The 14,337-nt window shown below is 52.6% G+C and carries 10 protein-coding genes; 6 read left to right on the top strand and 4 right to left on the bottom strand.

The window, feature by feature from the left end; all coding sequences use genetic code 11:
* Nucleotides 1-212 precede the first annotated feature (212 nt).
* The 3 genes from SH449x_RS02325 to SH449x_RS02315 are packed head-to-tail and all read left to right on the top strand — an operon-like array spanning nt 213 to nt 5,336.
* Entirely contained in the window at nt 213-2,654 is a 2,442-nt protein-coding gene (locus SH449x_RS02325; protein WP_482379708.1) for a DUF1592 domain-containing protein, read from the top strand.
* Nucleotides 2,647-3,996 (top strand): DUF1552 domain-containing protein, encoded by a 1,350-nt coding sequence (locus SH449x_RS02320; protein ID WP_482379707.1) that lies wholly within the window; start codon nt 2,647-2,649, stop codon nt 3,994-3,996. Before SH449x_RS02325 ends, SH449x_RS02320 begins: the two co-directional genes overlap by 8 nt.
* 11 nt (nt 3,997-4,007) lie before the next feature.
* Nucleotides 4,008-5,336, top strand: coding sequence for an amidohydrolase family protein (locus SH449x_RS02315; protein ID WP_482379706.1), 1,329 nt, complete (start codon nt 4,008-4,010; stop codon nt 5,334-5,336).
* On the opposite strand, the gene SH449x_RS02310 is transcribed toward SH449x_RS02315, so the two are convergent.
* Together SH449x_RS02310 and SH449x_RS02305 are read right to left on the bottom strand one after the other, a co-directional pair.
* The gene (locus SH449x_RS02310) at nt 5,287-6,426 is read right to left on the bottom strand and encodes a Ca2+-dependent phosphoinositide-specific phospholipase C (RefSeq protein WP_482379705.1); all 1,140 of its coding nucleotides are present in this window, start codon (nt 6,424-6,426) and stop codon (nt 5,287-5,289) included. The two genes, SH449x_RS02315 and SH449x_RS02310, sit on opposite strands and share 50 nt — an antisense overlap.
* A 217-nt stretch (nt 6,427-6,643) precedes the next feature.
* Nucleotides 6,644-8,068, bottom strand: coding sequence for an MFS transporter (locus tag SH449x_RS02305; RefSeq protein ID WP_482379704.1), 1,425 nt, complete (start codon nt 8,066-8,068; stop codon nt 6,644-6,646).
* A gap of 154 nt (nt 8,069-8,222) precedes the next feature.
* On the opposite strand from SH449x_RS02305, the gene SH449x_RS02300 reads away from it, so the two are divergent.
* The 3 genes from SH449x_RS02300 to dusB are packed head-to-tail and all read left to right on the top strand — an operon-like array spanning nt 8,223 to nt 10,516.
* Nucleotides 8,223-8,444, top strand: a complete 222-nt coding sequence (locus tag SH449x_RS02300; RefSeq protein ID WP_482379703.1) for a CopZ family metallochaperone — start codon at nt 8,223-8,225, stop codon at nt 8,442-8,444.
* On the top strand, nt 8,434-9,375 hold the full coding sequence (locus SH449x_RS02295) for an alpha/beta hydrolase fold domain-containing protein (RefSeq protein WP_482379702.1): 942 nt from the start codon (nt 8,434-8,436) through the stop codon (nt 9,373-9,375). Before SH449x_RS02300 ends, SH449x_RS02295 begins: the two co-directional genes overlap by 11 nt.
* Before the next feature lie 4 nt (nt 9,376-9,379).
* Nucleotides 9,380-10,516 (top strand): tRNA dihydrouridine synthase DusB, encoded by a 1,137-nt coding sequence (dusB, locus tag SH449x_RS02290; protein ID WP_482379701.1) that lies wholly within the window; start codon nt 9,380-9,382, stop codon nt 10,514-10,516.
* Between the two features lie 11 nt (nt 10,517-10,527).
* Here dusB and SH449x_RS02285 read toward each other — a convergent pair whose 3' ends face one another.
* Together SH449x_RS02285 and SH449x_RS02280 are read right to left on the bottom strand one after the other, a co-directional pair.
* On the bottom strand, nt 10,528-13,209 hold the full coding sequence (locus SH449x_RS02285) for a PQQ-dependent sugar dehydrogenase (RefSeq protein WP_482379700.1): 2,682 nt from the start codon (nt 13,207-13,209) through the stop codon (nt 10,528-10,530).
* Between the two features lie 197 nt (nt 13,210-13,406).
* A complete protein-coding gene (locus tag SH449x_RS02280; RefSeq protein ID WP_482379699.1) occupies nt 13,407-14,093 on the bottom strand; it encodes a hypothetical protein in 687 nt (228 codons plus the stop codon).
* Nucleotides 14,094-14,337: the final 244 nt, after the last annotated feature.

Here is a 14,337-nt window from a genome sequence, read left to right as displayed (position 1 = left end):
CCCATGTGCGACCCGCATCCGAGGGAGGCTTTAAGTGTTAATAACGCGTTTTCCTTGAGGAAACTTTGGTTGGTTCCGCAATCTCGATTCGGTTATACTGGGACAGTATGGCTTGCTAGATTGACAGCCCACCCCACGATTGCCAGCCCCCATCAAATCCCCCCGTCAGATTCCATCCCCGCCCCTTCCCCTAGAACCAAGCTAGCGTGTCGATGTCACCTACTTTCCACACGGTGCGATTAACCCATACGGTGCGAGTTTTCGGATTCGCTTTTCTTGCTGCCATGGCAACGTCCTTTTGTTGCGCTGCTGCCGGCGAAGAAACCCTCGATGAACGACTGCAGCGTGAATTCACGGAGGTCATTCGTCCCCTTTTGAAAACACACTGCGGCGATTGTCACATGGGAGGCGCAAACGAAGCCGGAGTGAATCTGGAAGATTACGCAACCATCGAACGCATTCGCGAGCATGAAAGCTCTTGGGAGCAAGTCCGAGGTGTCATCCGAGCCGACGCTATGCCGCCACCTGAAGATTCCGAACTCTCCGTAGAAGATAGAACCCGGCTCGTCGATTGGATCGAATCCGCATTGCACGAGATCGATTGTGACTGCGAGATCCCCACTCCTTCGGTCACTCTGAGAAGACTCAACCGCGTAGAATACGACAACACGGTTCGCGATCTTCTGGGGATCGATTTTAAGCCTTCTGAAGATATCGGATTTCTTTCAGACGACGTTGGCAACGGATTCGACAATCAAGGCGAAGTCCTATCGCTTCCTCCGATCATGCTAGAAAAGTACATGCAAGCGGCCTCGCTGATCGCGAACCGAGTGATCGAGACCGACCGCCGCAAGATGCGTAACCAAACGTTCGATGGGATCGCAACACCTTACGGTGAGATACAAACGATCGAGCCGTTTCTCGCGGCAGGCACTTACGACGTCACCGTCCGCATGAGGTTCGGTGATCGGCAGCCTGATAAAGCTTATGTCATCATTCGTTGCAACGGTGAGACGATCCGCGAACTCGACGTCAATACGGATACCAAACCATACGAGTTTCAGATCGATGCGAAATACGGGCACAATCAACTCACTATCGAATATTTTACGGACGAGAACCCGGATAAAAAAGCGGATACCAATAGACGATTATTCGTCGATAACGTCCGCTTCAAAGGCCCCAGCGATGGGAAGCCAGCCTTTACCTATCTGCATGAACGGTTGGTCATTGCTTATCCAGAACAAGTCGATGCATCGGTCGATGTACCGGACGAGGCGGCGATCGGAGCGTCAGAGGCTAGTCGTCGTGTATTCGCCGCGTTCCTCCCCAAAGCTTATCGACGTCCCGTCTCGAGCGAAGAAATCGAAGCGGTGGTGGACGTTTGCAATCGGGCCAGCCAAGCCGGTTTCTCCTATTTGGAATCCCTCCGCTTTGGTTTGCAAGCCACGCTGGTGTCGCCTCAGTTCTTGTACCGTGCCGAAGCGAAACTCGCTGACGGTTCGATCGATGATCACGCCCTGGCTTCTCGACTCTCCTATTTTCTTTGGTCAACCATGCCAGACGATGAACTGCTCGTCTTGGCAGACCAAGGCAGGCTGCGAAACACGGAGGTGCTTCAGGCCCAAGTCACACGCATGTTGGATGATCCCAAGTCGGTTGCACTGGTAGATGGCTTTTTTGCCCAATGGCTGGGTCTGCGAAATCTCAATAAAATCGATATCGACCAAAACAAGTTCGTCGGCTGGAACGACCGGTTGCGGGCCTCGATGATCAAAGAGACGCAACTCTTTTGCTCGGAGTTACTCGCGACGGGATCGATCGATGATTTTCTCACCGCTAACTTTACCTACGTTAACCCTCGGCTAGCAGAATTTTATGGCGTTCTCTTCGATGGTCGCGATCCAGCGGAACTCTACGCACAAAATCGGAGAGCCAACGATGGTCGCCGCCGAACGCGTCGGTTTGATCGGGAGGACGAGTGGATTCGAGTTGAGTTACCAGAAAATCGCAAAGGGATCCTTACCCAGGCCGCAGTATTAGCGTTAACGTCAAACCCAACGCGAGCGTCTCCGGTGAAACGAGGCAAGTGGGTTCTCGAGAATTTGCTCGGAGATCCTCCCCCCTCCGCTCCACCCAACGTTCCCTCGCTAGAAGAAGCCGTGGCCGATGAAAAAGCGACAATTCGCGAGAGTCTGGAGCTACACCGTAGCAATCCTAGCTGCGCTGGGTGTCACAAAATCATGGATCCCATCGGTTTAGGTTTGGAGAACTTCGACGCCATTGGACGATGGAGAGATGAAGAGGACGGGGTTCCGGTCGATGCCCAAGGTGAATTGGTCGACGGCAGCGTGTTCCAGACTCCGACAGAATTGGTGGCGATTTTGAGTACCAAGTCCGACCAAGTCCTTGAAAACCTTACGGCCAGAATGTTTATTTATGCAACAGGGCGTGGCATTCAGCGACCAGATCGGTGTGTCCTGCGTGGTATAATTGCGTATACTAACGAGAGAGAGCGATCGGTTCGGTCCTTGGTAGAAGCCATTTGCTTGAGCGATGCGTTTCTTCAGAAGCCCACCATAACCCCAATCGCCGTTAACCCACCTGCCCTTTCCAACCCTCCCCCTACAGACGAGATCCCAACCCATGAATAATTTTCGATTGGATCGCTCTTCGAATTTGCGCCGCATTGATCGCAGAACCATGTTGCGAGCTATGGGAGTCTCGTTGGCTCTGCCATCGCTGCAGATGATGAATAGCACGCCGTTGGTAGCTTCTGAGTCGGTGACAGCTCCCGTGCGATTGGCTTGGGTCTTTTTCCCGAACGGGACCAACTACGATAGGTGGCTTCCTAAAGGTAGCGGGAAGGACTGGGAGTTTTCTCCGAGTTTGGCACCGCTGGCATCCAATCGTAATGATTTCAACGTACTAAAGGGACTCGCCCAGGTTAATGCGCAATCGTTGGGAGATGGTCCCGGGGATCATGCTCGCAGTGCTGCCGCGTTTTTGACCGGTGCTCATCCTTATAAGACTGCTGGTTCCAAGATTCGTGTGGGGCAAAGTGCAGACCAGATTGCTGCAGAGAAGGTGGGCCGTCTCACCCGGTTGCCCTCATTAGAACTCGGTACGGAAGGTGGACAGGATGCGGGATCTTGCGACTCGGGCTACGCGTGTGCCTACTCGAACAATATCTCCTGGAGATCTGCAACTCTGCCCATGGGTAAAGAGATCAGCCCGCAGAGAGCGTTTCAGCGTTTGTTCGGCGGGATGGAAGAAAAGGTTGACGATAAAGAGAAGATGATGCAGCGAAGCATTCTCGATTTCGTCTCCGATCAAAGAAAACATCTTGAACGAATCGCTGGAAACGAAGACCGACGCAAGCTCGATGAGTACTTTGTGAGCATTCGCGAGATCGAATACCGACTCAATCAATTCGCTATTCCCGTGCAGTTGCCTGATGGTACGTTGGAACCAAAGTCCAAGCCTGAGAATATCACTGAACATATCCGGTTGATGTATGACTTGATGGTCCTCGCGTTCCAAACAGATACGACTCGCATCGCAACCTTCATGCTCGCCAATGAAGGGAGCAATCGAACGTTCCCGATGATTGAGGTTAAGGAAGGGCATCATCACATATCTCACCACGAGAACAAGCAGGATCGGATCGACAACATTGCTAAGATCGATACGTATTACTCGGAGCAGTTCTCTTACTTCTTGACCAAGCTCAGAGAAACAAAGGACGCTGATGGAGCATCGTTGTTGGATAACTCGCTGATTGTTTACGGCGGTTGTATTTCCGATGGCAATCGTCACGATCACCACAACTTGCCAGCCCTCATTGCAGGGCGTGGAGGTCGAGGCATTGAGACTGGGCGCTTGCTCGAATTCTCGGAGTATACGCCGATGAACAATCTCTTCACCACGATGCTTGAGCACGTGGGAGTCGAGGGAGCGATCTTCGGCGACGGCACCGGTAAGGTTTCTTTGTAGAGCGATTTCCTATGCACGACGCACTCGCAATCCGGCCTCGATGGATTTGGTCGATGGCCGGCGAGCCGTGCACGGGATCGTGGGCGATCGTTCGCGCGGGAGTTATCGAGGAGCTTGCGCCCAGCTGTCCGGTTTCGATACCGGCGTCGAATCAGTTCGATCGTCCCGATTGGTTTCTTTTGCCTGGTTTCATCAACAGTCATTGCCATTTAGAGTTTAGTGATTGCGAAAATCCTTTCCCCGCCTCGCACTCTTTTGCGGAATGGATTGGTGCTGTTGTTAAGCACCGCATGAATCCCAGTGGCGATCCCGAGGCCGACCGTCAAGCAGCAATAGAATCAGGCATCGTGCAAGCCTGGGAATTGGGAACCCGGTTTCTGCTGGATACCGTTACCTCCCCCTGGAGGCCGGAATGGATCGAGGCAGGAATACAAGCGATCCAGCAACGGCTTACACCACAAGCCCGCATAGTGAGCGGCGAGGAACCGATACGGATTCGACCGTGCGTAGAAGTTCTCGATATCAATCAAACACGAAAAAGCGAGACACTGTCATTCTTCAAGAGTCTTTTGGCACAACGGAATGGCGTCGACCTATCCCCCCATGCTCCGTACACAGCCTCGAGAAGGTTTGTCAAAGAAGTAGTATCCTTGGCAAATCAATCGAATGCAATCGTTTCCATGCACTTGGCCGAATCACATGATGAAATGGATTGGCTCGTTAAGCGACAAGGAGCATTTGAAACGAGATTGAAGCCTTTTCGAGATGCCGCATTCGAAGAAGAGCGTACGGTATTGGAGGACTACTTGCAAACGTTACTCGATGCAGAACGAGTTTTAATTGCTCATGGTAACTACCTTTCCGACATTGACCTGCGACAGATTGCCGAACACTCTCCCCATGCAGCCGTCGTTCATTGTCCGAGAACCTATCGCCATTTTCAGGCCGAGGGGAGAGACTCCTATCCTATGATGCAGCGTGATAGCATGGGGGTTCAGCATTTTCTTGGAACCGATTCGCTTGCCTCGAATCCTGACCTTTCACTCTGGCGAGAGCTGCAATGCATCATGACGGATAGCCCAGCAGAAACACAAGTGTTCGAGCAGTATCTCCGAATGATCACGACACAACCCGCACTATTTTTTCTTCAAAAAGATTTGGGGTTGATTGAGCCAGGACGGTCGGCCCTGCTAAACGTTTTAGTCAAACCTCATGGATGGCCGGAACAAATCGACCAAGTCCTTAAAGAACTTAGAAACACGACGTTGCACCCGAGGCCGCTGGAGCTGGTTATTTCTCAGACTGTTCGTGTGGGTCCTCAAAAGGAAACGGTAGCTTAACGCAGTAGTCGGAGAAACGTGTATCAGGCTCGGGGTAGTCCGTGCTTATTAGTTGAGCTCCGCTTTCTATGGCTTTTTGGCGTCTGGTCGCGTCGTTGGTTCTGGATGCAATCGTATCGGCATCAGCCCGGGTTCGCACCAGGAAGCCTTGCTTAACCAAATTCTGAATATCTGCAAACTGCGAGATCGGATCATTTCGCTTCATCCATGCGGCGGCAGGATGATTTGGCGATACGCTCGCAAAGAGCAACCGGCCTTCCAGAATTTCACTTCTGCGAAGCAGCAGCTCTCGCTCAGCACCTTCGTTGTCGAGCAAGAAAACGAATTTGCCTCGCTGGCTCTCGAATGTGGGCCAACCAACGTTTTGAACAGCATCCCGGAGCGTGGGCTTTCCTGCTCGAAGATCGTCGGGAGTGAGTGTTTTGTTTCGGGGGATTGTGCTCAGGATATCGTGTTCAAGCTGATCAATATCGGATTCCGTCCACTTAAGCGGTTTGGTCAGAGGAGAAAACGAATCGGATTTGAGTTCTAGCAGCAAAAAAATAGTCACATGGCTAGGATTTCGATTGGACCAACTGTTCAACAGTTCAAGAGCTTCACGCAGGCTTGCCAAAGTGGATCGGTAGTCAAAATCGGGGCTGTGTAGGATCTTGGTACCCGGTTTCGACATGTCCGATGCGTGTGGCCAATCGGGAACGTCGGCTGAGGCTGATTGAGCTAGCTTCCACATGCTAGGAGCGCGAAAGAGCGAGCCTTTGGGATCCAAATAAAGATCGAGTTCAAAGTGCCGCATTTTCAGTTCATCGAGTTGCTCGATAAGAGGTCGATGGGTGTATTCGATGGCATCGGCCTCGCGGGGCACCGTCGATGCGATGACTTTTCTCGTGAACGCATCGGGCTCGATGTGATAGGAATTGTGCGTCCCTACCATTTGGATTTCGTTCAGTCGAAGGGTACGCTCCGAAGTGTTGTGACTAACCGACTGACTCTCATCCGAAGCAGCACGATTCGATTGTGTGAGTCCAGTTGTGGGGGTACCGCATAGGGCAAGCAACCCGAACAGCACGACATCTAGCGATCGCAATAGCATCTCAGTACAAGCTCCAAAATTACAAAACAAAAGGTTCTTATCTGGGCACTTCTCGCAGAACGCTACCGACTTCACCCTACCCAAACTGCGTTTGGGGAGGGTCAGCCCGCGAAAGCGTGGCTGGGGAGGGGCTTTGTATCGGGTCGGATCGCGATCGACGAGAAGTACGCTTATCTGCCCGAGCAATTCCTGCTTGGGCCGATCAAAACCGAATCGATCAATCTTCAGGCAATGGTTTGCCTTTGGTTTCGGGTAGGAAGAGGATGACCACCATACCGATAATGAATGCAGCGCACATGTAGGAAGCGGCATCGCGGAACGCATCCAACTTCTCGGCAGCGGTGATGGCGTCCTTGGCGAACCATGCCGTCAAGTAAGCTTTAATCGGTAGTCCGAGAGCAGCCACGTATCGCCCCACGTTGTAACAGAAACTCGTACCCGTGCTTCGCAGGCGAATGGGGAACAATTCGGGAAGGTAGATCGCGTAGCCGGCAAACAGTCCTAATTGACAGCCTCCCATAAGGGCGCTGAGTGGTATGTAGGCTAGTCCATTGAAGGTTTGGAAGTAGAGAACGGTGAATAGCAATGCGGACATAAAGCCGAGGATAAAGGTCGGTTTGCGTCCCAGTTTCTGAGCTAAGAAGGTGAAGAAAATCATGCCGATAAAGGCCCCGACGTTCTGAACAATGGAGTTAACTCCCATCCAGAAGTCTGCTGAGACTTTCACCTCGGCTTGGATTTCTTTTAGTTGGTCTTCGCTGGGTTGTTCAATCCCTTTGAGCCGCTCTGCCTCCACCGATTGGGTAATGACCCCTTTGACAATCTCGGGAGAAAAGAAACCGATTCCCCAGACACCGATGATCCCCGAAACGCAAAGCATCATCCCCATCAGGGCATGTTTTCGCAGCCGAGCACTGGAGAAAAGATCTGCGTAAGAGCCGAATTTGACTCCCGTCAGCTTGCCCGCTCTGCGCGCTTCTACCCACTTTTCGGGTTCTTTGAGTCGGAGCTGGATGAACACGCACAGGATGGCGGGAGCAGCTCCGACGAGGAACATATACTTCCATGAGTTCTGCGGGTCGATCGTGCCAATTCTACCTAAATAGGCAAACAGCATAGAAGTCAATCCCGCCGTTATGTTTCCAAGTGCCGAGAGAGCCTGCAACAATCCCAGGGCTGGTGTTCTCGCACGGTCCGGCATGGTATCTGCAACCAACGCAACGGCTAATCCGAACACACCGCCAACCCCCAAGCCGGTCACAAAACGGTAGAAAGCAAAGTCAAGCCAACCGGTAGAAAAGGCCGACAATCCGGTCGAGATCGAATATAGAAAAACGGTCAGTGTCAGTGTTTTCGCACGCCCGATTCGGTCCCCAACAGATCCAAATATCAAGCCCCCCGTCGCCCAACCAAACATGAAGATCATCGTGGCGTAGTCGCCGTACTGATACAGAAATTCTTTCTGAGACTCCGACAGCAACGACGAAAGGGCGTTATTTCGTGCCAGAATGAACAGTTGTTGGTCTAAGCAGTCGAAGACCCAGGCCATTGAGGCCATCGCAAAAACGAACCAGTGATAGCCGTTCAAATAGGTCCACCATGGACGGCTGAGGTCAGATGGCTCGGTCTTCAATTCGGACACTGGGGACTCCAATCTTGTATACTATAGTGTGTGAAGTTATGGAGGGATCGCTCGTATGACGGTAACGAGCAATCCAAATCGTGACAAAACTGGCGGAATGTTATAGCATAATTCAAAAGGTGTTCCTTCCGTGAATCAATCCACTCAACCGAAAATGACCAATAATCCCCGATTCCGCGTCGATGGTATGACTTGCCAACACTGCAAAGCTGCCGTGGAGAAAGCTCTATTAGAAGTTCCTGGTGTCGACCACGTCGAGGTGGACTTGCGACAGGGGACAGCGGCTGTCCAAGGTGCACCTAACGCAGAAAAAGCGATCCGAGCTATTATGAACGAGGGGTTCGACGCAAGACTTTTGGAAACTCATGCAAACTGAGATTAGCTGCCCCACATCCGGAACAGGACCTCTTTCCTACGCCAAGTGTCTGGTAGCGATGCTGGGATTGTCCGGAATTTTATTTTCCGTTGTTGGCATGGCGGGCGAACCGGTTGTTCGTCCCTCGGTTCGGATCAAAACGGAAACCGATGTGGTGTACGGTGACAAGAACGAGCCGATGCACCGCGTGGATTTGTACTTTCCCGCTGAGGCTGGGAGTGCTGAATCCAAATTGCCGGTGGTATTGATGATTCATGGAGGAGCTTGGACGGCTGGGGATAAGACTTACGACCGAATCCATGCGAGAAAGCTGGCCGCGCGTGGATACTTTGTTGCGGTCATCAATTATCGGTTAGCTCCTGCTCACAAGTTTCCCGCCCAGCTCGAGGATTGTCGATTGGCCCTGAGTTGGATCCAAGATCAAGCGTTGACGAGGAACTTGGACCTAGAACGTGTCGCGGCATGGGGATATTCGGCGGGTGGACATTTGACGGCCCTGTTAGCCTTGATGACAAGCCCCGAATCTGCGGAACTTCCTCGCCTGCGAGCGTGCGTTTGTGGTGGTACACCATTTGATCTCACCAATTTGCCAGGCGACAGCTCCGTGCTGGCGGGTGTTTTCGGTTCGACCCCCGCCGAGGCGCCAGAGGTCTACCGCAATGCGTCCCCCATCAGCCATGTCCAGCGAGTCGCTCCCCCCATGTTTGTTTTTCACGGAGGTAAGGATTGGCTGGTTCCCAATAAAAATGCCGTAAAGATGTGCAAGCTGCTCAAGGAGAACGAGATCGAATACGCGTACTGCGAAGTCGACGGGAAAGGGCATCTGGCGACTTTTGCCGACTTGAGCATAGCGGAAAAATCGTTCGATTTCTTAGACAAAATCCTTAAGCCCGATTCGGCTTGGCGTACAGAGGAAAACCAATCAAAATAGGTGCATGACAGCTACCCAACTTTTCGACACAACCACCGCCCCTGTTCCTCTCGTAAAGCCTATTTGGATTGGCAATCTCAAGATTGACCCACCCATTTTCCAGGCGCCGATGGCAGGTTACACCAATTATGCTTTCCGCCAGATCGTTCGCGACTATGGAGGAGCCGGTCTTCAAGCGACGGAAATGATCAATGCCCGTGGATTCGTCTGGTTGGACGAGCACGATTGCGAGCACCCCGATCGATTGTGGGGCATCAAAGACGAGGCTCGCCCGTTAGCGGTTCAGATTTGGGACAATGACCCCGAAACGATGGCCAAAGTCGGCAAGCGGTTGGTGGAGGAATATCAAGTATCGGTGGTAGACATCAACTTCGGGTGCCCTGTAAAGCAGGTAACCGAAAAGGCGCACAGCGGCTCCTATCTTTTGCGTGATCCTGAACGGATGTACGCCATCATTTCGAGATTGGTAGAGGCTTGCTACCCAACGCCTGTCACGGCCAAGATCCGATTGGGCTGCACGCGTAAGACCATGAATCACATCGAAGTCGCCAAGACCGTTGAGCGGGCGGGGGCGTCCGCACTCACCGTTCATGGTCGCACAGCCGAAGACTTCTTTCGAGGCTCAGCCGACTGGACGCGCATATCGGAGATCAAGGACCATCTCGAGAAGATTCCACTCATCGGTAATGGTGATCTGCAAAGCGCCGAGCAAGTCGTGCACGCGTTCCGGACCTATCGAGTGGATGGGATAATGATTGCACGCGCATCGATGGGTAGACCGTGGCTATTCGCCCAAGCAGCCGCAGCGATTGCAGGCAAACCAATCCCACCCGATCCAACAGTTGAGGAGCAGAAAGAGTGCATGCTGAGGCATTACGATTTGGTGGCTCAGCGATTCGGACCAGAGAAAGGGACACTGTTGATGCGCAAATTTGCGTGCTGCTACGCCCAAAGCAAGCACGGTGCGCGACATTTTCGAACGCATGTCGCGAAGGTCGAGACACCCGAGCAATTTTATTCGGTCGTCGAACAGTATTTTCCCAAGCACCTCGATCCATCAGGAGTTGATCCCGAAACGCAATCGACGAACACGCAATCGACGACCGAATTGGCATCCTGCGAAGAAGAATCTTGCGGTTAGGAGCTTGCGCTCTAACGAACTTGGAACGAATCGATGTTCATCAGCCCACCTTGGTTCTTTTCGTTCTTAAAGACCAGGAACAGGTCATCGATTCCTTCACTCGGTGCCAGTGATAGCTCCTTGTCGTAGAACTCTTCCCATTTACCGTTTACTTCTACCAGGACTTCGCCGAGCAGCGCACCATCTTGGCTCCCACGGCGAAACTCGATCGTCCCGCCTGCTCCGGCGCTAGCGACACGAACCGTTATGCTGCGGATCCCATCGAAACCAAAACGCTCGAACTTCAAGTATCCTTTGTGATTGATCGCTCCCATAAAAGCTTCACCTTGTGCAGCGGCTGAACCAAGCTTCTGCGTACCGTGGAACTCATCAGCCGATTCTGCTTGGATGTTCGGATTGCGAAGTGTTACAGTCGCAGTTCCGGTCAATTTCGGCAGCTCGTCCCGTCCCAAATCTGTGTACAGAGCACTCAACTGCACCCGTCCGTCTTGCCAAGGGATTTCGATCGTGTTTCGAAAGCCAGTTGAGGAAGGGTTCGCCGAGTCCGCTGTGAGCGAGAAAATGAAATCCACCATCTTCAGGACATCCGTTTCGCTTAGTTGCGAGTGGGGCAACATGCCCACTTGGCCCCAAACTCCAGACGAACCTTTGACAATACGTTGAGCCGATAGGATGTTCTGGTGAGGCTGGTCTCGATACTTATCGGCGATTTCCAGAAAGCTCGGCCCTATGATTCGTTGAGCTTTCGCGTGACAATTCAAACAATCGCTTTTTCTCATGAGGGCCAACCCAGGCGCATCGGCTTGTTGGTCTTGGTATCCAGTATTAACGAGGCTGGCCTCTACGAAAACTCGAGTCGGAGCTGAGCCATCGATCAGTTCGTAGTCTCCGTTGTCGATGTCGTCATCCAAGCTGCTGCCGTCTTCCGTATCTCGAATGGCAATTTTGAACGGGATCGGGGCTCCTGGGGTGTAGAAAGTGCCATCGCGAGGTTCCAAGAAAATCACTTCGGGGCGTGAGTTACCAACTATCACAGGTTGCGTTGCCGTCGCTCTGGCACCATGAATGTCGGTGACCGCGAGCTCGATGGTATACACGCCAGGTTGGTCGACAGTGATGGCTTCTTCGGCGAGGTTGCTGACGACAGTTCGCGTCGGATTCGTTGTGCGGTTATCGAAAATGGCCCACTCAAAGGTGAGTGCATCCCCATCTTTGTCAAATGACCGAGTGGCATTCAACTCGATCTGGAGTGGCTCACGCCCAATGTTATTTTTGACGTCGGCTACTGCGACTGGCGTGCGATTCCCTCGCACGTAATCGATGCGCGATAGTTTCGCATCCGGATTTACGCCCCAAGTTTCCCCGTACTCGATCACGTAGAGAGCCCCATTCGCACAGAACTGCAAATCGATGGGACGAACGAAGGATTGGTTGGGGAGGAATCGCTCCAGTTTCTTCAAATTGGAATCCGCATCGAGATGAACAGCATAGATGGCGTTCCGTGACCATTCGAATGCAAACAACGTGGAGTGGTATTCCTCGGGAAACTTGGTTGTCGAGGGATTCGTTTGATCAAAGTAGTAAACCGGTCCGGCACAGGCCGTTCTACCACCGGAGCCCAATTCAGGAAACTCGGCGGACGCACCGCCTGGATAGTAGATCATGGCGGGCTGTGCGGGAGGTAACAATTCCGACCCGGTGTTATTTCTGGACCGGTTCCTGGGTGCAGCGGGATTCTGGCGTTCGCCGATAACCTTGGTCTCAAAATCGATCATCGAGTAGGCATAGTTGTCGCCGATAAAATAGGGCCAGCCAAAGTTGCCCGCTTTCCGTGCCTGGTTGATTTCGTCGTAGCCTCTTGGGCCACGCTCGTTATCTCCTCCAGCATCTGGACCGACGTCTCCCCAGTACAAGTAACCGGTACGAGCGTCCACGTTAATCCGCCATGGGTTGCGGCAACCCATGACATAAATCTCAGGATGCCCCTCTTCGCCTGTTTTCGGAAATAGGTTGCCTTCAGGAATCGAGTAAGTTCCGTCTAGTTCGGGACGGATACGCAGAATCTTGCCGTTATAGCTTTTCGTGTTTCCGCTGGTTCGCTGTGCATCCCACGGCTCGCGACCGGGTCTCTCGTCGATAGGAGCATAGCCCTGCGAATCATCGAATGGATTCGTGTTATCTCCTGTGCCAATGTAGAGACATCCATCTGGGCCGAACTCCAACGAGCCGGCGTGATGACAACACTCCCTCCGCTGCTCTTCGTACCGAAGTAGAATCTTTTCGCTGTCGTGGTCGAGCTTTCCATCCTTTAGCGTAAAGCGGCTTACATGCTGACCACTAAAATCGGGGGGGGAGTATTGCAGATAGACCCATTGATTCGTCGCGAAGTTTGGATCGAGAGCGAGCCCGATAAGTCCGTTTTCCTGGGCGGTTGTAACGGTCAAGGTGCCGACCACTTCCTGATCACCGGTATTGGGATCGATTCGTTTGAGTGTTCCCCCCAGTTCGATGAGATAGATTGCACCGTCCGGTGCGATATCCAACTCCATTGGTTGAACGAGGCCTTCGACAACAACGGTCTTTTCAAATCGCTCGAGCTGTAGCGGTTGCTGTGCAACAACTGAGGTTGCAATGGAGCAAGCACCGAGTGCAAAAAACATCGCACGATGCAGATTGATCAAACTTTTGAACATGGAGGGTAGGATTGTCTGAGGTGGGGGGGCGTGGAATGCTAATCAGCGCGGAGTTTTCAGCACGGAGGGAGAGATGATCGATAGGGACTGGGGGGCACGCTCTGAGGAACGAAGGGCATGTTCGCGCACCACACCCTTCGTTCTTGAGGATGTGGTGCACTCAGGATGTTGCTTCACTCTAGGGGAATGTGAATTCGCTAGAAAGCGAAGGGATCGCTATCGTCGCTCTTTGGTGTAGCTGGAGTCGTCGATCCACCGCCAAAGATGTCGTCATCTGCAGGCTTCACTGGATCTGTGGTTGGAAACGGTATCGTATCGACTTCGGACGGTTGCAAAACATCGGGAGCCCTAGGGGTCTTTGGGGCTTCTCTAAGCGGGTCATTGGGAGCGAGCGGTGTGGTCGTCGCACCGAACGGGCTGCCTTCTTCGGGCGTAACTAAAACAGCTCCAGCTCCTTTTTGCAACATCATTTCCAGGCGAGATTTTTGTTGCTCGAGAATAGTTGCTCGAGCAGCCAGCTTGGCCTTGCTGCGTGCTTTTTCGATCTCTGCTCTTGCGTGCCCTTGGATGCGTTCCAAGGACCGGCCGATGTCGACCGAGGACCGGTTCAACATTTCTAAGCGGGCCCCCTCTTCAAAATCTGCAATGGCCGAGTCGATACCCAAAACGCTCATGTTGCAGAGGCCGCGATAATAGAAAGCCCGTGGGTCCCGGAGCCCGGCTGAAATCGCTTCCGTTAGAATGTTCGCACCGGTGGTGTGGTCTCCTCGGAAGTAGGTGTGGACCCCTTTGCCGTACAACTCCATGAGTGGATCCTGGCCCATTGATAGCCCAGAGGTGGAAACGGTCACGATCGCAGCAAGAGCCAGTTTTGGAATTCGCATGGTGAAAATTCGGTGAAGGTAAGACAAGAGGAAACCACACTCTATGCTAATCCAACGAAGTTGGCGGATCAACAAGGCTCCCAGAATTCCGGACATGAAGTTTCCGTTGCTCTTTCGTTAATGTTTTTGCAGGAAATTGAGGTTCTTCTTCGAACTTAACCGTGGTTTTTCGCGAATTACCAGGGTTCAATAAGGTCGCATTCCTCCCGGGTAGCACTCCCCATAGAGGGTGATGTTAGAGTAA

The organism is Brakhagea baltica, assembly GCF_052161605.1.
Lineage (GTDB): Bacteria > Planctomycetota > Planctomycetia > Pirellulales > Pirellulaceae > JBKCUI01.
This window is presented reverse-complemented; position numbering and strand designations above follow the sequence as displayed.